Source organism: Thiocapsa sp. (assembly GCF_018399035.1).
GTDB lineage: Bacteria > Pseudomonadota > Gammaproteobacteria > Chromatiales > Chromatiaceae > Thiocapsa.
In genome coordinates this window covers 2,104,523-2,125,121 of sequence record NZ_CP073760.1, presented here as the reverse complement: position 1 = coordinate 2,125,121, position 20,599 = coordinate 2,104,523, and the positions used below count along the sequence as shown (strand labels likewise).

Here is a 20,599-nt window from a genome sequence, read left to right as displayed (position 1 = left end):
AGGCCGGTCGGGCTAGTCTCCTGAGCGACGCAGGGCCAGCAGAGCGGCACCGTAAGCGGCATCCCGATGTTCGGCGCTCATCACCGGGATCCCGAGGATCCGGGTGCGCATCGCCGTCCACGTCGGATTTGCCGCGCCGCCCCCGATGCTTGCGATCCGCCGAGGCAGCGGTGCGCCAAGCTCGGCCAACCGTGCATAGCCTTCCGCTTCGATGCGGGCGATGCCTTCCAGAAGACCGTGTAGAAAGTCCCGCGGCTCGCTCGGGCGCGGCGAGAGGCGGGGTGCCAGCTCCGGATCGTTCCGCGGGAAGCGCTCGCCGGATCCGATAAGCGGGTAATAGTCCAGGCCGGATGGGCGCTCGGGGTCGATGTCGCGGCTGAGCGAGACGATCTCGGCGTCGCTGAAGAACCTGCGCAAGACCGCGCCGCCGCTGTTGGAGGCGCCTCCCACCAGCCAAGCGTCGCCGAAGCGATGGCTGTAGATCCCGTAAGCGGATGCCGTCACCGGACGCTCCGACAGGATCTTCAGCACCAGCGTGCTGCCCAGGCAGGTCACCGCATCGCCGGGCTGCTGTGCTCCGGCGGCGATCACCGCGGCCGTGCTGTCCGTCGTCCCGGCAAGAACCCGGACGGTCGATGGCCAGCCGAGCCGGTTTGCGAGCCTTGTAACGAGGGGTCCGATCGGATCACCGGGCGCGACGATCCGCGGCAGTCTGACCCCTTCGGGGATCAGTGCCGACACCCAATCCGGCCAGCGCAGACGCTCGGCGTCGTACCCCAGCTTTAAGGCATTGTTCCAGTCGCTGATCCCATAGCGCCCGGTCAGGCGTCCGATGACCCAGTCCGCTTGGTGCAGCGCCAGGGCGGCGTTGCCGTGCGGATACTGCCCCCTCAGACGGACGAGCTTGGCGAGGCTCGCGCTCGGGCCGCGTGCCGGGCTGTTCGCGGGGGCCGCCCGGTCGATCGCGGCGGCTTCCGCCGATGCGCGCCGGTCGTTGTACATCAGTGCCGGTCCGCAGGGTTCGCCGTCCGGCGTCGCCAGCAGAAGGGTCGCGGAGGTCGCATCGAGACAGAGGGCAACCGGCTCCCGGTCGGTCAGGGCGGAGCCGAGCTGCGTCAGGGTGTCGAGCACCGCCCGCCACCACAGCTCTGGATCCTGCTCATAGTGTCCCGGCGCTGGGCTCAGAGGCTCGGCAAGGCAGGTGCGAGCCGAAGCCAGCTCCCTGCCGGCGTCGTCGATCGCCACCGCGCGACAGCCGGATGTGCCCAGATCGATGCCGATCCAGGCGGGACTAAACCGCGTCCGGAGCGAAATGCATCGTTTTCGGATTGGAGCTGCCTCGGCCAGATCCTTGAGCGTCGGAGCCGACGCGGTTTAGGATGATAAAAATGAATTTTAAACCGCGTCTCCGCCGAAGCGTGGGTCTCTACTCACCGTTGGACTTACCCGACACTCAGCATCCGGCATCCGCGTTTCGGGATCTCGATGACGGACCCGTTGTGCTCAGGGGAGCTGGACGGGATCCGCGGGACGCCAACCGGCGGCGCGATGCTCGGCGACGACCGTCGTATAGATGCCTCCGCGAACATTGAAGGCCGCGGTCAGACGCATGAAGCGCGGCTCGGTCGCCGCGACCAGGTCGCCGAGGATCTGATTGGTGACCGCCTCGTGAAAGGCGCCTTGGTCACGATAGGTCCAGACGTAGAGCTTCAGCGCCTTGAGCTCCACGCAACGCGCCTCCGGGACATACTCCAGCGTCAGCTCGGCAAAGTCCGGCTGGCCGGTCTTGGGGCACAGACAGGTGAACTCCGGGATCTGGATCCGGATGCTGTAGTCACGCTCGGGTTGAGGGTTGAGAAAGGTCTCGAGCGCACGGCTCGGGGTGGTCGACATGGTGCTTGGTCTCCGGGAAACAGGGATCCCGATGGCTGTCGCGGTGGGCGATCGATCGGGGTGGTAGTGGACCGTGAAAGGTTACCATGCCGCGCAGGTGCTGCGCGCTGCAGGTCGTGCCGCAGGTGCCGTTTCGGCCCATTCCGGGGATGTCGAGGGAGGCTAAGCCCGGGATCCAGTCTGTGATGCATTGCCCGAAATGGGTTACTTAGCGGCACTTTGCGTTCGATTTAGACAGGCATCATCCCGGCTGACAGTAGGTGTTTGCTCGTGGCCCGGGAGTTGCGTTCCGATTTCCGAGAATCGGAAAACGTCTTCGAGTCCGTCGGAATTGCGGAGATTCAAAATGGCTTCACGATGGCGGGTCAGCGACCTCGCATCGCTCGGTTTGCACCCGTGCAGCCCGGGGTGGAGCATGAATGTTCAATCGCGCTCTCATCGGCTTGGGCGGAAGGGGTTGCGTTGCCTCAAAGGTGATCGAGCAAGCGGATTCACGCTCGTCGAGCTGATGATCGTCGTGGCCATCATCGGGATCTTGGCGGCACTTGCCGTTCCGGCGTATCAGAACTATGTCATCCGAGCGCGGGTTGCGGAGGGCCTTGGGCTGCTGTCCGGTGCTAAGCCTGCGATCGTAACGCACTATGCGTCGACGGGCTCGATGCCGCTAAACTTTGCTGACTTGGGTTGGAGTGTCGATAAAGAGCCGAACGACTCAAGCTGGGTGACAGCGGATTTTGTCGAGATCTTCGGGTTCACAAGTGATCTCTGGAAGCAGGTGCAGTGGCAGCCGAAAACGTGTTCGGCTGCTGGCGGATGCGGCATTTTGGTCTTGAGGACGACAGGCTCAACGGTAACCGGCGGCATCGACATCGGGTTACATCTCCAAGCAAAAGGCGAGGATGGCGGCGTGCGTTTTCGCTGCGTCGTCAACGATGAACCCGCACGCCGCCCCTTTGTGCCTGCCGTGTGCCGGAATGGCGACGCCGATGACTTTGCGACGTGGTGATCTTCACGAAATTCAATGGCGTCCAATTCTGACCCCTCGTCATGCACCGGGCCGCGTCTTTCAACGCAGCCCGGTTGACCGCATCGATGCGGCATCGGCATTGGACGATCTGCGCCTGCCGCCGTCTCACCGTCTCGAGGCGTTGGTCGGAAACCGCGCCGGGCAGTGGAGCATCCGCATCAACGACCAGTGGAGGATTTGTTTTGTCTGGCACGACGGCGATGCCGTCGAGGTCGAGATCACGGATTATCACTGAGGCCTTTACCACCATGCCCATACGCGACATCGCACCTGTTCACCCCGGCGAGCACCTGTCGGAGTTCCTGAACGAGCTTGGCATCGATTCTGATCGCGCGGCAGCAGACCTACGCATCCCGGCTAGCCGCCTTGACGCCGTTATCGCCGGTGCTCAAGGAATCACCGCCGATATGGCATTGCGGCTTGGTCGCTACTTCGGCACGACCCCGGCATTTTGGATGTCTTTGCAGAGCAAATACGATCTGGAACAGGCAAGCGATGCACTGAGCGACGAGATGAACCGAATCGCGCGCGTTGGCTGATTGTGCCTGCCGTGTGCCGGAACGGCGGTGCCGATGACTTTACGATTTGGTGATCCTCACAATCTCTAAACCGCGTCCAACGCAGACCCCTCGTCATGCACCGGGCTGCGTCTTTCAACGCAACCCGGTTGTCCACTCGGGACGCGGTTTAGCTCAACAGCCCGGCGTGTAACGCAGATCCAGCGTATAGGGATGCTCCCCGGCGGGCTCGTGCGGCGGCGGGTCGATCGGCCCCGGCGTGTGTCCCATCAGCCGGAAGCGCGCGATACGCCGACTCTCGGCCTCGTAGCTGTTGACCGGGAAGTTGCTCTCGCTGCGACCGCCGGGATGGGCGACATAGTAGGTGCAGCCGCCCAGGCTCGCACGGTTCCACAGATCGACGATCTCGAACAGAAGCGGGCTGTGCGAGGGAATCGTCGGGTGTAGACCGGACGGCGGGCTCCATGCCTTGAAGCGGATCCCGGCGACGAACTCGGCCTTGCGGCCGGTCGGGCGCAGCGGGACACGCCGGCCGTTGCACACCAGCACATGCCGGTCGCCGACCATCCCGTTGACCTTCACCTGCATCCGCTCTACCGAGCTGTCGACGAAGCGCGAGGTCCCTTGCGCCGTGACCTCCTCGCCCAGCACGTGCCAAGGCTCGATGGCCGCGCGCAGCTCCATGTCGATCCCGTTCTCGGTGACCAGATCCCCGTAGTGCGGGAAACGGAACTCGAAGAAGGGATCGAACCAGGCCGGATCGAAGGGATAGCCCGCGCGCTGCAGGTCGCAGATGACGTCGTTGAAGTCCTGCCGCACGAAATGGGGCAGCAGGAAACGATCATGCAGCTCGGTGCCCCAGCGTACGGGCTTGCGACGGTAGGGTTCCTTCCAGAAGCGCGCGACCAGGGTGCGCAGCAGCAGCATCTGCGCAAGGCTCATGCGGGCGTGCGGCGGCATCTCGAAGGCCCGGAACTCGACCAGGCCCTGACGCCCGGAGGCGCTGTCGGGCGAGTAGAGCTTGTCGATACAGAACTCGGTACGGTGGGTGTTGCCGGTGACGTCGGTCAGCAGGTTGCGCAGCACCCGATCGACCACCCAAGGCTGCGGCACCTCGCCGGGCGGCATCTGCTGGAAGGCGATGTCGAGCTCGTAGAGCCGGTCGTCGCGTGCCTCGTCGACCCGCGGGGCCTGACTGGTCGGGCCGATGAACATCCCCGAGAAGAGATAGGACAGGCTCGGGTGATGTTGCCAATAGCCGATCAGGCTCTGCACCAGATCGGGCTTGCGCAGGAGCGGGCTGTCCGCCGGGGTCGGGCCGCCGAGGGTGACGTGGTTGCCGCCGCCGGTGCCGGTGTGGCGCCCGTCGAGCATGAACTTCTCGGTGCCGAGCCGCGCCTGGCGTGCCTCTTCGTAGAGGATCTGGGTGTCGCGCACCATGTCGTCCCAGTTCTCGGACGGATGGATGTTGACCTCGATGACGCCGGGATCGGGCGTGACCGCGAGCTTCTGGAGCCGATGGTCGCGCGGCGGCTCATAGCCCTCGATGATGATGGGCATTTTGAGCTCGGCGGCCGTATCCTCGAGACAGATCACCAGATCCAGCCAATGCTCGAGATGGGTGAGCGGCGGCATGAAGCAGTAAAGCCGGCCTTCGCGCGCCTCGATGCAGAGCGCGGTGCGGATCAGATCCGGATGCAGGTCTTCGGGCAGGGCGACCTGCGGGTGAACCGACTGGTGCGATTCGTCCAGCGGCGCCACACGCCCGTAGCGCGCGGCGAGATCCTGCGGTCGGTGACCCTGCTCGCGGATGGTCTGCGGCGCTTGGGCCGGCTCGACCAGACGCGTGTAACGGCGCGCCACCTCGTCGAAGGGCGAGCGCAGCGCAGTGACCGGCTCGAGGGGGTTGCGCTCGGGCACCGTGTCCAGCTCGCCCTCGGGGATGTAGGGCAGGGCATCCAGGGGGAGGCGGAAGCCCATCGGCGAGTCGCCCGGGATCAGGAAGAGGTTGCCGTCGCGGAAGGTCCAGCGCCCGCTCTTCCACCGCCCCTCGGCACCGAAACCCCACCAGCGCAGCGGCAGCACATAACCCGCGACGCGGTTCAGACCCTGTTGGAAGAGCCGGGTCAGGCGCTTGCGTTCGTTGGGGTCCTTGAGCTTGTTGTCGAGCGGGTCGACGTTCGCCGGCAGGCGCGCCTCTTTCCAGAGGTAGTAGAAGACGTCTTCATGGGCCTCCGACGCGAAGGTCGGATCCACGCCCAAGTGACGGGCCAGCGTGCGCACGAAGGCCTCGGCCTCGGTAGGTCCGTGGCCGTACTGCGTGTTCTCCAGGCCGAACAGCTCGGGGTTGCGCCAGACCGGTTGTCCGTCCTTGCGCCAGAAACAGGACAGCGCCCAGCGCGGCAGTTGCTCGCCCGGATACCATTTACCCTGTCCGATGTGCAGCAGACCGCCGGGGGCGAAGTGGCGCTTGAGGCGCAGCATCAGGTCCTCGGCCAGGATCTTCTTGGTCGGGCCTAGGGCTGCGATATTCCATTCGGCGCCGTCCATGTCGTCGATCGAGACGAAGGTCGGCTCGCCCCCATGGTCAGGCGCACGTCGTTGGCCTTGAGCTCGGCGTCGACCTGATGGCCGAGCGACTCGATCGCCGCCCACTGCTCGTCGGTGTAGGGCTTGGTGACCCGCGGATCCTCGTGGATGCGCGTGATCTCGTTGTGGAAATAGAGCTCGACCTCGCACTTGTCCGTCGCGCCCGTGATGGGTGCGGCGCTGCGCGGTGCCGGGGAGCAGGCGAGCGGGATGTGACCCTCGCCTGCGAACAGCCCCGAGGTGGGATCGAGCCCGATCCAGCCGGCGCCCGGCACATAGACCTCGGCCCAGGCGTGCAGGTCGGTGAAGTCGGCCTCCGGACCGGATGGGCCGTCGAGCGATTTCACATCCGCCGTCAACTGCACCAGGTAGCCGGAGACAAAACGCGCAGCCAGGCCCAGGTGGCGCAGGATCTGCACCAGCAGCCAGGCGGAATCGCGGCACGAGCCCAGACGCCGGCTCAGGGTCTCCTCGCAGGTCTGGACCCCGACCTCCATGCGGATGACGTAGTTGATGTCCTGCTGGAGCCGCTGGTTCAGATCGACGAGGAAGTAGACCGTCTCGCGTTTGGTGCGATCCACCGCCGAGAGCCACTTCTTAAGCAGCGGTCCGCTTTCGGTGACTTCCAGATAAGGCGCAAGCTCCTTGCGCAGGTCGGGCTCGTATTCGAAGGGATAATAGAAGGCGTAGTCTTCGAGAAAGAAGTCGAAAGGATTGATCGTGATCATCTCGGCGATCACGTCGACCTCGACCGTCAGCGTCTTGGCCTTTTCGGGGAAGACCAGCCGTGCCAGGTAGTTGCCGAAGGCGTCCTGCTGCCAGTTGATGAAATGCTCGGCGGGTTCGACCTTCAGCGAGTAGGAGCGGATCGGTGTACGACAGTGCGGGGCCGGGCGCAGGCGCACGACATGCGGCGCGAGGTTCACCGCGCGGTCGAAGCGGTATTCGGTCTTGTGGTTAATGGCGACGAGGATCGACATCGGGGCTGGGTTCCTAACTGAAGTGTCGGGTGTCGAGTCTGACTGTCGCGCTGCGGCGCTGGCGTCGGCGCGGCTTGTTCAGACGAAGAAGGACGGTTCGAGGTGCTGCTGTCTTGCCGTGGGGTGGCGATCCGCAGTGGCCATGCAGCAACATTCGTTCCAAATCATGGGCGCGGGATTCGGTTCAGATGCCAACGATCCCATAAAACACCGGCGCTGTCTTGCGAAACGGCTTGTCCGTTCGCCGCCGAGGGTTTCGAGGTCAAGCAGGAACAGGGAGCCGGGTGCGGTGCGGCGTGCGTCGTTTGGCCGGGACAAGAGGGCGGTCGGGTCGAACGCCGGAACGGATCGGTGTGAATACCGAGCGGCGCGCCTCGCTTTGGCTCGGTTCGTTTGCCCCTTGTTGGTGCGGCCACGTCAGTCGGCCTTGACGAAACGCGCAGCGGAGTCCTGAATGGATGTTGGTTTCAAATGAGGCGATACCGATGGAAGCGTTCAAACTCAAAACCTTGGAGGACCTGTTCGAAACGCCCGAGGAGCGCGTCGAGTTGATTGACGGTGCGATCGTCCAGCGACCGATGGCGCGCATGGAGCACGGGTTCGTACAAAGCAACACGGTCGCTGAGTTGGATACGTTTCGACGCACCTCCGGGCCCGGTGGCTGGTGGATCGCCACCGAGATCAGCGTCAATTATTCCTGTCATCAATGTCCAACCCACGATCTCGCCGGATGGCGTAAGGAGCGACTGCCGGAGCGCCCTCGCGGGGTGGTCGAGAGCGTCCCGGACTGGGTGTGCGAGATCGTCTCCCCCGGTCACGAGCGCAAGGACACGCTGACGCTCTTCCTGCTGTTGCAACGCCATCAGGTGCCCTACTACTGGCTGATCTGGCCCGAGGATCGCTCCCTGGTCGCCTGGCAGCTCGATGGGGGAGGTTACCGGGTCATCGCCAGCGTCGTTGCGCCCGGTGTGGAGGAGCGGAAGATGCGTATCCCGCCGTTCGATACCCATGAGATCGATGTTGGATACATTCTGGGCGATTAAACCGCGTCCAGATTGCGATTCGATGTTTCAGTGATGACGCCCGCCGTGCCACGCGCGGACTCTGTTGCATTACGCGGTTTAAAACTCAATATTTTTGACGATCAGACGCAAGGCCGAGGGCTCGAAGGAAGACGTCGGAGCGATTCGGCAGGTACGTCTTGTGTCGGCCGGGGCAAACGCGAACCCGGTCGGTATACCATTGGCCGTTCTTGTTTCCTCCCGAGAAGCTTCCACTCATGGACCTGCGCGCCCTCTGCCTTGCCCTCTTGATGATGCCCTTGGCTCAGGCCGCGGATGTGACCGTGGAGACGGCTGCATCCCGGTTGCCGGATCCGCATCTGGACCCCGAGCGTTCGAAGCGCGGCTATGTCGGCGCCGCGGTCTGCGCAGAGTGCCACCAGGCGGAGTTTGACCTTTGGAAGGGCTCCGACCACGACCTGGCGATGACGCAGGCCACGCCGCAGACCGTGCTCGGCAACTTCGACGACGCGCAGATCGAGGCGCACGGCGTCACATCCCGCTTCTTCCGTCGAGACGACACCTTCTTCGTGCAGACCGACGGGCCCGACGGGGAGCTGCGGGACTATCCGATCCGCTACACCTTCGGCTGGTCTCCGCTGCAGCAGTATCTGATCGCGTTTCCCGGCGGTCGGCTCCAGGCCCTCGGCCTGGCCTGGGACACGCGCTCGCCGGAGCAGGGCGGTCAGCGCTGGTTCCATCTTTATCCGGATTCGGATCCGAGCGCGCCGATGGACCACGGCAACCCGCTGCATTGGACCGCCGCGGAGCAGACCTGGAACTATCAATGCGCGGACTGCCACTCCACCGACCTGCACAAGCGCTACGACGCCGAGCAGCAGGTCTACGACACCCGCTATGCGGAGATCAACGTCGCCTGCGAGGCCTGTCACGGACCGGGTGGCCGTCATGTCGACTGGGCGAGGGCGCAGCCTGCCGGAGAGAGTGCGGACGTGGCTGCGGCGACCGATGCCGCCGGTCGGGGTCTGCTGGTCGACCTGAAGGATCGCGACGGCGGTGTCTGGCAGATCGATCCCGCGACGGGGAAACCACAGCGATCCGTGACCCGCTCGCCCCAAGGCGGCCCCCATGTGCAGACCGAGACCTGCGCCCGCTGTCATTCCAGACGCGGACGCATCCAGGATGAGCTGGCCCCTGGCGAACCCCTGCATCAGGGTTTCCGCCTCGCCCTGCTGGATCCCGCGCTCTACTTCCCGGACGGGCAGATCAAGGACGAGGTCTTCGTCCACGGCTCCTTCATCCAAAGCCGCATGTACCATCAAGGGGTCGTCTGCAGCGACTGCCACGAGCCCCACAGCCTTGAGCTGCTCGCCGAGGGCAACGCCGTCTGCGCTCGCTGCCATACCGCTGCCCGTTACGATGCACCCGAGCACCATCACCACCCGGCCGGCTCGACCGGCGCAGCCTGCGTGGCCTGTCATATGCCCCAACGCGTTTACATGGTCGTGGACGAGCGCGCCGATCACAGCCTGCGCGTACCCCGGCCCGATCTGTCCCTCAAGCTCGGCACACCGAACGCCTGCACCGCCTGTCATCAGGACAAGGATGACGCTTGGGCGGCGAGCGCGGTGGAGACCTGGTATCCGGACCCGGCGTATCGGGGACCACACTTCGGCGAGGCGCTGCATGCCGCGGACGTCAATGCCCCGGATGCCGCCGAGCGGCTGCTCGCACTCGCGGCAGACCCGACGCTGCCGGCCATTGCTCGGGCCAGCGCACTGGACCGGCTCCGCGACCACGCGGATCCGACTGCACTCATGACCGTACGGCGCCTGCTCGACGATCCGCAGGTGCAGGTCCGCGCACAAGCGGTGCGCTTTCTGGACCTCGCGGACCTGCAGACCCGGGTCGAGCTGGCCTGGCCGCTGCTGTCCGATCCGGCACTCACGGTGAGACTGGAGGCCGCCCGCGTGCTTGCGCCGGCCATGACGCAAGGGATCGGGGGCGCGCTGGCGGACCGCTTGAGTGCCGCCCTGGAGGAGTACGCGATCGCGGAGATGGTGAATGCCGACCGACCCGAGGCGCATCTGAATCTCGGCCTGCTGGCGTTCGAGGCCGGCGAGCCCCGTGTGGCCGAGCAGGCGTATCGCACGGCCCTGAGCCTCGATCGACGCTTCACCCCGGCGTGGGTGAATCTGGCCGACCTCTATCGGGCGCTTGGCCGCGAGTCCGAGGCCGCGGCGGAGCTGACGGCCGGACTCGCCGCCGAGCCCGTCACCGCGTCCGAGCGCGCCGACCTGCACTATGCACTGGGTCTCGCGCAGGTCCGATCACAGCAGCTCGATGCGGCCGTCCAAGAGCTGGCGCGAGCCGCTGATCTGTCCCCGCAGAACAGTCGCTATGCCTACGTCTATGCGGTCGCACTCGACAGTGCCGATCGGACCCCGGAGGCGCTCTCCGTCCTCGAAGCTGCACACGGGAAAGCCCCGACCGATCGCGATATCCTGATCGCCTTGATCCAATACAATGCCAAGCTCGACCGAGCGGATGCCGCCGAGCGTTGGCTCGAGAGACTCCGCGTTCAAGTCCCGGACGATCCGGTCCTGAAGCAGCTCGAGGGGCAGATCGAACCCCTGCGCGACGCTGGTACAACTGGGACCCCGCCCGGCGGATGAGTCCGTGTCTGCAGGGAGAATCGTCGATATGGCGATGCTTCAGTGCCGGTTCGCATCCAGCGTCTATACGGCGCGGAGCAGATTCTCTCAGCAGCGCATCAGAAGCCTTAAACCGCGTCCAGAGCGACATGCGTCATTTTCGTTTTGTGTCTGGCCTTGGAGATGCCCTCGATCTCGGTGAGACGCGGTTTAAAATTTAATATTTTTTAATACTTTAAACCGCGCCAGCTCCGAAAGTCGTCGAAGCTGGCGCGGCCAAGCCACTCCCACAAAGTACGCATACCGCACCGGGCGCGGTTTAAGATCAGGACTGACAATGGATTTCATCCTCACCGGCCATGCGAAAAAGCGTTTTCGACGACCAGGTGAACGATTTATGAAGCTCGAGTTCGATCCCGCGGCGGATGCCGCCTATTTTGAAATCTCCCCGGCGGAAGTTGCCACGACCAAAGCAATCGAACCGGGGATCATCGCTGACTATGACGCAGGCGGCCACCTGGTCGGGATCGAGATCCTGTCCGTGAGCAAGCGTGCCCGACCGCAACCCTTGGACCAGGTGGCCTAGATCGGTCGGTCGGCCGAGGTTCCTTATCTGGTTGTTCCAACGCGAAGCACGCGTGAGCTAAATTTTGAGCCATCGCTACCTTTGGTCCTGAAGGTTCAGGTCAGTGTGAACCCGCAGGACGGCGTCACACCTCAGAGCCATCGAAATGGCCGGACTCACGATCAACGCACCCCGTTTCCTGGAAGGATCCGCATGCCCAGCCTGAACCGCATCATCCTGATCAACACCCACCTCCACGGCGTGGTCGAGCTCCTCCTGAACGACCACACCAACATCTGCGGCACCAATGCCTCCGGCAAGACGACCCTGCAGCGGTTGGTGCCCGTGTTCTACGGCGAGTATCCAAGCCGTGTCGTGCCCGCCACCCGCGACAGTTTCCAGCGTTGGTACCTGCCCACCGAGCAGAGTTTCATCATCTACGAATACCTGAGCCTGGACGGCGAGCCCTGTCAGGCCGTGCTGGCCGCCGCCGCGGACGGCAAGGGTGTCGCCTATCGTCTGATCCGCAAAGCCTTCGACCTGGGCGACTACACCCGTGCCCGCCCCGGCGACACCTTGATCTGTCTCGGCATGGCCGAGTTGGGCCGGCAACTCAAGCAGGCCGGCGCGACCGTCAGCGGGTTGCTCAACACCCGCGAGTACCGCGCCATCCTGCAGAACGATCGCGGCCAGCTTGCGGCGCGCGGCAACAGCGGCGAGCTGCGTGCGCTGGCCCGGCAGTTCTCGCTGTGTGATACCGGGCATTCGCTGCGTCATATCGAAAAGCTCGCCCAGGCCGTGCATTCGCGGGAGGGCAAGATGGAAACCGTGCGCTCCATGATTGCCGCCATCCTCGAAGAAGACGGCGTGAATCCGCCGACCTCGCAGCTCAAGCCCCAGCAGGTGGATGCCTGGATTCGCGAGAGCCAGCTCGTACAGGGGTTCGATGCGCTGCGTCCCGACTTCGAAAAGCTGGAGCGCGAGTACCAGGATCTGCTGGACTGCGAGCGGCGCCTCGGTGGTCTGCTGCGGGGCTACCGGATCGACGAGCCCCGGCTGCAGCAGACCCTGGACGAGAGCAGCGCGGCCATCGAGCAGGCCGGTTTCGCACTCAAACACTTGGAAGACGGCTGGAATGAGCGCCGCGACGCGCTCAACCAGGACATCTCCGCCGCGCGCGGCGAGATGAGCCGCGCCGACGACGAGCTCAAGCAGATCGAGCAGCAGTATCAGGTCTTTCTGGAGGCCGATATCGAGCAGGCGCGGGCCGATCTGGACAAGATCGCGATCTGGAGCGACGAGCTTGAAAACCTGCGCGGTCGCTATCGTTTGCTCACCGAGCAACATCAGGATGTCGAGCGTGAATATCAGGTGCGCTGCGAAGCGATCAAAGACCAGCGCGACCGCCGCATGGAACACTTGCGTACCAGACAGGCCGATCTCGGCGAGCAGCGCACCGCCCTGATCGAGCAGCGCAACAGCGAGCTCGAAGCCCTGACGCAGCGCCAGCACCAAGAGCGCGAGGGCGGGATCGAGACCTTTCGCAAACAAGAGGGCCAGTACGCGCTCGAACGCGAGCGTCTGGACGTCTGGATCCAGAGCGCCGGCTTCACCGAGGAGGAGAATCGTTCGCTGGCGATCCTCGATCAGCGTTTGGAGGAGGCCGAGGCCGCGGTCGAGGCTACCGATGTCCGGGTGCGAGAGCAGGACGGCCGCGAGCAGACGCTGCGCCGACAACGCGATGACGCGGATGAAGCACTGCGCGAGGTGGGTCAGCGGGTCGGCCAACGCCAGGCGCAGCGCGAGGATGTTCAGCGCCTGCTCTATCCCGGTCGGCACAGTCTGCTGGAATTCCTGCGCAGCGAGCAGCCGGGCTGGGAGGAGCATCTCGGCCGGGTGATCGAGCCGACCCTCCTGCAGCGCGCCGACCTCAAGCCGGCCTTGATCGAGCCGACGCAGGAGGCGCTTTTCGGCGTGCGCCTGGATCTCTCGGTCATCGATCCGCCCGAGCATGCCGCGTCCGAGACGGATCTGCGTCGGCGCCTGGAGCTCGCCGAGGATGCGCTGACGGACGCAGAGAATCGAAAGCAGGCCGCCGAGAAGGTCCTGAGCGATCTTGTCGGCACCTTGGAGGAGCAACATCGCGCGCTGACCCTCGCCCGCGCCAAGCAGCGGAGTCAGCGCGACGATTTGCGCCGCCTCAAGGACGAACGGCGCGCCCGCAAGGAACAGCTCGACGCGGCGCTACGCGAACGCAAGAGTGCTGCGCGCGCACAACTGACCGAGCTGGATACGCGGACACGGCAGCTCGCCGGCGAGCACCGACAGTGGCTGGACGACCTCCAGGCCAGACACGGCGTCGCAGACTTGGAGCTCAAGGCACACTGGCAGGAGGTCATCGCGCGGCTGGATCTCGAACTTGCGCAGTTGCGCGAGTCCACGGACGAGAGCCAGCGCGCCGCCAAGACCGAGCTGGACGCCTGTTCCGCCTGGTTCAACGGCGAGCTGAAGTCGCGTGGCGTGGATGAGCAGGACATCATCGGGCTGAAAGAACAGATCGGCGCCTTGACCGCGCGGATCCAGAGCGCGGAGCGTCGCCGTGCCGAGGTGCGGGAGTACGATGACTGGTTTCGGCTCAGTTGGGTCACGCGCAAACCGAAACTCCAGGGCGAGCTGGACGACAGCCGTCGCCGCGCCGCGACACTCGACCAAGCGCTCAAGTCCGTCACCGACGACTTCAAACGCGAACGCGGCCGACTGACGGAGGGCCGGGAGCATGCCCGGCGTCGTAAGCACGAGGCCGAGGAGCAACTGGGAAAACTCAAGGGTCTGCTCGCTCGACTCAACGCCATGAAGCTGCCTCGCGACGATGCACCGCCTGAGGGCGAGATCGACGAGCGTCTGCGTCTCGGCGACGAGCTGCTGTACCGCCGCGAGCAGACCCTGGGTGCGGTCAAGGCGCATGTGGAGCGTTTCGACGCGCTGATCGCCGGTCAGTCCGGCTCCAGCCTGGCTGAATTTTGGGAGCGCGGCCGCGAGGAGAGCCTGCTGGTCGGCGAGCAGGGGATTCGCCGCCTGGATCATCGCAAGCTGGTGCCGCACCTGGAGCAGCTGCTCACCGTGATGGTGCCTCAGAGCCTGACGGCCCTGCGCGAGCAGGGCCGGTTGTTCGGTCTCGACCTCAACAACTACTACGATGTCCTGGCCGATATCGATCGGCGTATCGCCGCGCAGAGCGCGCGCATCACCCGCGAGGTCAGCGAGGATCTGTGTCTCGACGGCGTCTCGGACTCCGCGGTGCGCATCCGCTCGCGCATCGGCGAGCTGGAGTTCTGGCCGGATCTGCGGGCCTTCATCGCGGCCTTCCAGGCGTGGCGCGAGGACGACTTCAACGGCCTGCCCGGCGAGGACTACATCGGTAGCCTGCGCCGGGCGCTGGACATCATCGGCCGCTCGGCCCTGAGCGGGGGTGTGGCCGGTCTGCTCGAGATCGAGCTGCGCCTGCGCGAGGGCCACAGCGACCTGGTGATCCGCACCGACCGCCAGCTCAACGAATCCTCCAGCCACGGCATGGCCTATCTGATTCTCTGCAAGTTCCTACTCGCCTTCACCCGCCTGCTGCGCGGCGGCGCGCCCGTCACCATCCATTGGCCGATCGACGAGCTGGGGACACTGCACCACCAGAACGTGAAGAAGATCTTCGACGCCTGCACCGGCAACAATATCCGCGTGCTCGGCGCCTTTCCCAATCCGGATTCCGAGGTCTTGGGGCTCTTCGCCAACCGCTATATCGTCGACAAGCAGACCCGCCAGCTCCAGATCGTCAAGCCGCGCCCGGATCCCATCGCGGCCAAGCTGCGTGAACGCCTGACCACGGAGGTGCTCTAGATGCTCTCGACCAAAGGACAGGTCATCGAGCGACTGCTCGATGGCGCCTTCATCTGCCGCACCACCAACGAGGACGGCTGGCGCTTTTTGCGGGTCCAGGCCAATCGCGATCAGGTGGACGCCTATCTCGGGCAGCTCAACCGGCTGGTGGTCGCGATCGGCACCGGCCCGGACACCGAGGTGTTCTTCTGCGGCTACCGCGCCTTGGGCAATGCCGAGCGCGAGGCCATCGGCAAGCAGTTTCGCGACATCTGCCAGGCCCTGACGCCGCTGGTGGAATGGCTGGTGCTGGTGCAGGATGCGGCCGGACAGGACGCGCCCTTGACCGAGGGCATGCCGATTCGACTGAACGAGCTGCAGACCGTCATCGAGGATACGCCGGCCTTCCGCGAGCAGTTGAGCCAGCTTTGCCGCCATTCGTTATTCCACTCGAAAAGCGTCGATGTCGATGGCCAGATCAAGCAGCTCTTCACGCGGCTGTGCAAGTTGGGCTATCTGATCCGTCCCAACCCCCAGAAACAGATCTATCGGGCCACCGGCAAGCTCGACTATCTCTACGAGGTCATCCGCTTCATCGACGACGCCGAGGGTCTGAATCTTGAGGGCCAGGCCGAGTCCGCCATTCAGGGGCAGCTGCTGTGAGCGACCATCTCAAGCAGGCCGGATTGAGCTTTCTGCGCCAACTCGCCCGTCATGCCGAGCCCATCATGGACGCCTATCTGTCCGGATCGATTGCGGATCAGGCGCTCGAACCCGGCGTGCGCGAGCGCCTGCTCAAGGACAGCATCCTTTACCGTCCCGAGCCCGGCGCCGATCTGCACCTGCGTCGGGCAGTGCGGGCGTTGCTCGAGGAGGCCCTGCGCGATGACCGCAACCGCCGGATCGATGCCAACACCGGCTCGGCGCTCGCGACCTTCAAGACACTCGCCGACCACTACAAGGAGGCCCGTCACCAGGGCGACTACGCCGCCGCCGAGGCCTATCTGGGCGATCTGAGGGAGCACGTCTATGCCTTCGGCGAGACCCTGAGTCACAGTATCCGGGTGCTCTGGAGCCGCATCAACAACGAGTTCGGGTATGTCGGCACGCTTGAGGCCAAGATTCGCGAGAACGAGCTGGCACAGTCCCAGGTGAGCGAGCTGCTCGCCGGGCTGGAGCTGGTCAGCTTCGAGGTGCTTGCGGAGACTGCCGGCGATCTGCGCGAGCTGCGTCATCTGCTGGTGACCAACCTGCAGCGCACCATCGGCTCCTGTGCTCAAGAGCTGAGCATCGTGCAGGGCCGGCTGCTGGAGCTCCTGGGACGTTTCCGCGAGATCCGCGGGCGCACCCGGCTGATCAAGGGTTGGCTGCTGCATCTGACCCAGCACCCGGAGTACCAGGTGGGTCCCCACGCCGCCGGCAGCGCCATCCCGGCGCTGGTCAACCGCGCCGCGCCTGCATTGGCCCCGGCAAGCCTGAGTCTGCATGATCCGACCCGGGAGGCCGAGCTGCTGGCCCTGCTGGCGCAGGTCCGATCACTGCATCCGCGCGAGTCGAGGGTTCAAGCCCTCGCCGAGGCACCGGCGCTGACGCTGACCGTGCCCGATGACTTCGAGGTGAGGAGCAGCGCGATCCGCGCCGCCGTGGACGCCTATTTCTGCGAGGTCATCGACAGCGGCGAGCCGCTCTCGGCCCTGGAGTATCGCGACCGCCAGTCCCTGTCCAATGACGCCGAAAGCTGGCTGTACCAGGTGCTCGGCGGCTACGAGGGCCTGCCCGAGGAGCAGAAGCGGCACTTCGAGCTGGAGACCATCGGCGAGGTCCATCCACTCTTCAGCGGCAACTTCATCATTCGGGACCTGCGTCTGTGTCTGGCCTGAGCCGACGCCACATGCAGGCGGTCCATCGACTGCTGCGCGAACGTCTCGACAGGGTGCCTCGATCGGCCGTCTGGGAGCAGATCCACAGGGCCTTCGAGATCGGAGAGCCGAGGGATCGGAACCTCCATTTCAATGCCGAGCAACGCCGACTCCTACGCGAGCAGTGCCGGTCGGCCTGGGGCTTCGATCCGCTGGAGGGGTTTCCGCAAGGCAATCGACGCGAGGTCGCGGCCGAGGCCATCGACGAGAAGATCGCCCGCGAGCGCCCGGACGATCGGTATGTCCTGGTCAAGGGCCGACTGCCCGAACCCCTGCCGCCGCTCGCATCCGACTTGAGTTTGCGCGTGCCCGTCTCCGGCCTGAATCCGGACGCCATCGCTCAGGTCGTGGTCATCGAGAACCTCGACAGCTTCGACGACTGGTACGCCTTCCGCTCGCCCGCCGAGCTGGCGGATGCGCTGGTCCTCTATCGCGGCCACGCTGGATTGGCCCGAGGGACCCGCAACCTGCTGTCCATCCTCCCCGAACACATCCCCGTCACCGTCTTTCCCGATTGGGATCCGGCCGGTCTGCTCATCGCCTTGACCCTGCCGCGGGCCGACGCCCTGTTGGCCCCGACACTGACCGATGCCTTGCTGGCCAAAGGCAGCCCGGAGCATTTCGCCGGGCAGCATCGGGAGGCCCGTCATCTGGACAACGCCGATCTGGGTGGTTGGCAACCCGTCTGGGACGCGATGAAGGCCGCGCGGATCAGCCTCAAGCAACAGCATATGCTGGCGCTCGGAGCCGCGTTGCGGAGGATTTCCCTTGGCGACCGTTCAACGACCGTACAGATACGCGACGACGCTGAGTGACCATACAGAAACAAGGTGAACACCTTGATTCAAACGTAGGATGGGTAGAGCGTCGGCGAAACCCATCCTCCAAGCTGCGCCGTTGACGGGGTTCGGTCTCCGTCTGATGCGCTGGGTGCGGGCTGGATGGGTTTCGCTTCGCTCTACCCATCCTACGTGTTTCGGTTGATTTTGAACCGTTGCTTAGGCGCTCATCGCAAGGGGGGGACCGTCGAGGGCATCGACGAGATGTGGGATTTGCGACAGGGCCGGTGCGCCGTCCATGAGCAGGGCGATCGGCATCACCTCGAAGATCTCCTCGGGCGGTGCACCGAAATCGAGCGCGGCACGCGCGTGCAGGTGGATATGGTCGCGGCGTTGCTCCACGAGCGCGATGCCCAACGCGATCAGCTCACGGACATGATGCTGGATCGGTCCACGCCCGAGGACGTATTCGCGCCAGGAATCCTCCCAGGACTCCCACATCTCGCCGCCTTCACGCGGGCTGGCCTTGAGAAAGAGTGCAATCTTGCGGACCTGCGTGAGCTCGCCGGGCATGACGTGCAGGCGGATGGCCTCCTTGGTGTGGATGTCGATGCAGCGTCTGCACTGCTTCGTCAGGGCCATACCCAAGGTGATCAGCTCTTTGTTTTTCCGATCGATGATGCCCTTGCGGGTACTGACCTGAGACATCTCGCTGATGATCTCGAGAAACTCCTCGAGACCGTACTCGCGGGCGCGGGTCAGGGACTGCTTGAAGGTGTCGGGACTGCTCATATGCGTTGCTGCCGATGGGTGCGTGAAAAGGCATTGGGACCGTAAGGTCCATCAGAGAATTAGCAACTATTGTACCGCAAATGGTGCGGCGCAGCAGACGTCGGCGCATCCGAGGCAAGGTTTTTTGAGCCGACCGACTTCTTGGGCGATCGGCCCGAAGCGGTAACCTCCCGGGATCGACGACTTGCCGTCGTCCTCTTCCACCTGCCTGGCGTCTCGAAGGGTTGCGCTCGACCCGGCGGGGCTTGCTCAGAGAGGCGGCCGGTGGACGAGCCAGAGCAAAGCCCATCGAGCCCGACGTACCACTCGGGCGGCGCCGAGATCGCCGGCAATTGGCCGCCGAGTACAACTACATCCCGCTCAACAAGCGCGTCGCCATCCCGAACATGGCCCGCGGTTGTCCCTACACCTGCTCAACACCCGCGTCACCGACATCCTGCGCGACGAAGACGTGCTGCCGCTCTATCGCAAGGCCGGCCTGATTCATGTCTCGCTCGGCACCGAGGCGGCGGCGCAATTGAAGCTCGACCGCTTCGACCCCAAACGCACCCGCGTCGCCGAGAGCGGCACCGATTGGAAGGCCAAACACAGCCGCAAAATCAAGGGCGACGTCCAGGCCCGGATCATGGCCTGCGGTGGCGGCAAGGAGCAGCTCGACCAGGCCGAGATCGATGCCCTCACGGTCGCGCCGACGACGCTGCCCAAGGCGTCGGTCAAGGTGATGATCGAATAGGAACGGTTTAACAATTGCAGGCGCTCGACATGACAACCCTTACGCCCGCCCATCGATGTCTCATCACCGCCGCCCTGGGGGCTGGTCTCACCCCGGCCACCCCCGTCATGGCGACCAACTGGATCATGCGCCAAGGCACCGAGCCCGCCACGGCTCCCGCCTCCAAGGCTTTCGGCTTCATCGGTATCGACCCGCAGCAGACCAGAGGAAGCCCCCTGACCGCGGGTCCCTGGCAGGGACAATCGATGGTGTTGAATCAGATCCCACTCAAGTTCGAGGAGAACTCCGTCCTTCAGTTCTCCCATGCACGTCTGGGTGTACGCGGCCGGCTCCTCGACGGCAAGCTGAACTAGTGGGTCTCACCCCTGGCGGGGGACAACGCCATCTCCTCCAACGGCACCCCGAACGTCAAGTTCACCGATGTGAGCCTGACCCTGAACCGGATCCCCCATGCACGGGTCCGCATCGGTCAGTTTTTCATGCCCGGCTCCGAGGAGGGCATGACACCCGTGATCCTACGGGACTACAACAACCCGACCAGTGTCGGGAGCCAGATAGTGAATGAGCTGCCGTTCGACAGCGACGGGCTGCCCAGCCGGGACGCCAACGACCCGACGGGCCCGGCGAGCGGCTGGCGCGACACCGGCATTCAGGTCTTCGACGCCTTCACGACCGGGGCCCAGGAACACACCTATGCCCTCATGGCGGGAACCGGTACCGGACTTGCGATCTACAACGGCTGGGGGAGCGGGCAGCCCGAACGGCACCTCTACTGGAGCTCGGAGCTTGTCTTCGGCGGCACCGGCCCCTTCCGCGAGGGGCTCAAGCTCTTCGCCTGGCACCAGGACGGGAGGCGCGAGATTCGCGCCGGGCTGGCGCAAACGAAGCAAGCCTTCGACCGCGAGCGCTACGGGCTGGGCGCCACCTTCCGCCGCGGGCCCTGGCGCGCGGCGGCGGAGTGGATCAAGGCCGACGGAATGATCTTCAACGGCACGGATGGCATCGCGGTGCCGGGCGCGGTCAGCAACAACGGCAATCTGGTCGCCTCCTACGAGGTTCTGCCGCAGGAGGAGGCGGATGGCTGGTATCTGGATGGCGGCTACACCCTCTTCGGAAAACTGGAGCTACGCACTCGCTTCGACCGCCTGAACCGCGCCACCAAGAGCCCCTGACCGAGCGCCGCTTCGACACCCTGATCCTGGGCCTGACCGACCGCTTCAACAAACAGGTGCGGGTGCTGGCCGACTTCCAGTTCCGCGAC

At 64.9% G+C, this 20,599-nt stretch carries 15 protein-coding genes and 2 pseudogenes; 13 read left to right on the top strand and 4 right to left on the bottom strand.

All coding sequences use genetic code 11. The features are described from left to right. Positions 1-12: 12 nt before the first annotated feature. Together KFB96_RS09605 and queF are read right to left on the bottom strand one after the other, a co-directional pair. Positions 13-1,314 (bottom strand): FGGY-family carbohydrate kinase, encoded by a 1,302-nt coding sequence (locus KFB96_RS09605; protein ID WP_213462870.1) that lies wholly within the window; start codon positions 1,312-1,314, stop codon positions 13-15. 189 nt (positions 1,315-1,503) lie between these two features. Further along, positions 1,504-1,893: a preQ(1) synthase gene (queF, locus tag KFB96_RS09600; RefSeq protein WP_213462029.1), complete on the bottom strand. Its 390-nt coding sequence runs from the start codon at positions 1,891-1,893 to the stop codon at positions 1,504-1,506. A 415-nt stretch (positions 1,894-2,308) separates the two neighbouring features. Between queF and KFB96_RS26660 the strand changes: the two genes are divergently transcribed. From KFB96_RS26660 to KFB96_RS09585, 3 genes are read left to right on the top strand one after another with little or no spacing between them, the layout of a single operon-like run. Next, complete coding sequence (locus KFB96_RS26660; RefSeq protein WP_300971489.1) at positions 2,309-2,899, top strand: pilin; 591 nt, start codon at positions 2,309-2,311, stop codon at positions 2,897-2,899. Beyond that, a complete protein-coding gene (locus KFB96_RS09590; protein ID WP_300971487.1) occupies positions 2,868-3,155 on the top strand; it encodes a type II toxin-antitoxin system RelE/ParE family toxin in 288 nt (95 codons plus the stop codon). The genes KFB96_RS26660 and KFB96_RS09590 overlap by 32 nt, the downstream gene beginning before the upstream one ends. 13 nt (positions 3,156-3,168) lie before the next feature. Continuing rightward, the gene (locus KFB96_RS09585) at positions 3,169-3,459 is read left to right on the top strand and encodes a HigA family addiction module antitoxin (protein WP_213462031.1); all 291 of its coding nucleotides are present in this window, start codon (positions 3,169-3,171) and stop codon (positions 3,457-3,459) included. A 153-nt stretch (positions 3,460-3,612) separates the two neighbouring features. Here the strand turns inward: KFB96_RS09585 and KFB96_RS09580 are convergent. After that, positions 3,613-7,007: pseudogene (locus KFB96_RS09580) on the bottom strand (DUF2126 domain-containing protein). 485 nt (positions 7,008-7,492) lie between these two features. Between KFB96_RS09580 and KFB96_RS09575 the strand changes: the two are divergent. The 7 genes from KFB96_RS09575 (at position 7,493) to KFB96_RS09545 (ending at position 17,849) form a co-directional block, all read left to right on the top strand. Continuing rightward, on the top strand, positions 7,493-8,050 hold the full coding sequence (locus KFB96_RS09575; protein WP_213462035.1) for a Uma2 family endonuclease: 558 nt from the start codon (positions 7,493-7,495) through the stop codon (positions 8,048-8,050). 236 nt (positions 8,051-8,286) lie between these two features. Then, the gene (locus tag KFB96_RS09570) at positions 8,287-10,704 is read left to right on the top strand and encodes a tetratricopeptide repeat protein (RefSeq protein ID WP_213465215.1); all 2,418 of its coding nucleotides are present in this window, start codon (positions 8,287-8,289) and stop codon (positions 10,702-10,704) included. 316 nt (positions 10,705-11,020) lie between these two features. After that, positions 11,021-11,269 (top strand): DUF2283 domain-containing protein, encoded by a 249-nt coding sequence (locus tag KFB96_RS09565; protein WP_300971482.1) that lies wholly within the window; start codon positions 11,021-11,023, stop codon positions 11,267-11,269. A 192-nt stretch (positions 11,270-11,461) separates the two neighbouring features. Further along, entirely contained in the window at positions 11,462-15,136 is a 3,675-nt protein-coding gene (locus KFB96_RS09560) for an ATP-binding protein (protein ID WP_213462037.1), read from the top strand. Next, positions 15,137-15,778, top strand: coding sequence for a hypothetical protein (locus tag KFB96_RS09555; protein ID WP_213462039.1), 642 nt, complete (start codon positions 15,137-15,139; stop codon positions 15,776-15,778). Then, positions 15,775-16,995, top strand: a complete 1,221-nt coding sequence (locus KFB96_RS09550; RefSeq protein WP_213462041.1) for a phosphoenolpyruvate carboxylase — start codon at positions 15,775-15,777, stop codon at positions 16,993-16,995. Before KFB96_RS09555 ends, KFB96_RS09550 begins: the two co-directional genes overlap by 4 nt. A gap of 11 nt (positions 16,996-17,006) precedes the next feature. Next, positions 17,007-17,849: a hypothetical protein gene (locus KFB96_RS09545; protein WP_300971478.1), complete on the top strand. Its 843-nt coding sequence runs from the start codon at positions 17,007-17,009 to the stop codon at positions 17,847-17,849. A 183-nt stretch (positions 17,850-18,032) separates the two neighbouring features. On the opposite strand, the gene KFB96_RS09540 is transcribed toward KFB96_RS09545, so the two are convergent. Then, entirely contained in the window at positions 18,033-18,605 is a 573-nt protein-coding gene (locus tag KFB96_RS09540) for a carboxymuconolactone decarboxylase family protein (protein ID WP_213462045.1), read from the bottom strand. Positions 18,606-18,949: 344 nt separating this feature from the next. On the opposite strand from KFB96_RS09540, the pseudogene KFB96_RS26655 reads away from it, so the two are divergent. The 3 genes and pseudogenes from KFB96_RS26655 to KFB96_RS09525 all read left to right on the top strand — a co-directional run. Next, positions 18,950-19,170, top strand: a pseudogene (locus KFB96_RS26655) (magnesium-protoporphyrin IX monomethyl ester cyclase); the annotation flags it as partial. A 197-nt stretch (positions 19,171-19,367) separates the two neighbouring features. After that, entirely contained in the window at positions 19,368-19,691 is a 324-nt protein-coding gene (locus KFB96_RS09530) for a hypothetical protein (protein ID WP_213462047.1), read from the top strand. A 69-nt stretch (positions 19,692-19,760) separates the two neighbouring features. Further along, the gene (locus KFB96_RS09525; RefSeq protein ID WP_213462049.1) at positions 19,761-20,510 is read left to right on the top strand and encodes a hypothetical protein; all 750 of its coding nucleotides are present in this window, start codon (positions 19,761-19,763) and stop codon (positions 20,508-20,510) included. Positions 20,511-20,599 lie beyond the last annotated feature (89 nt).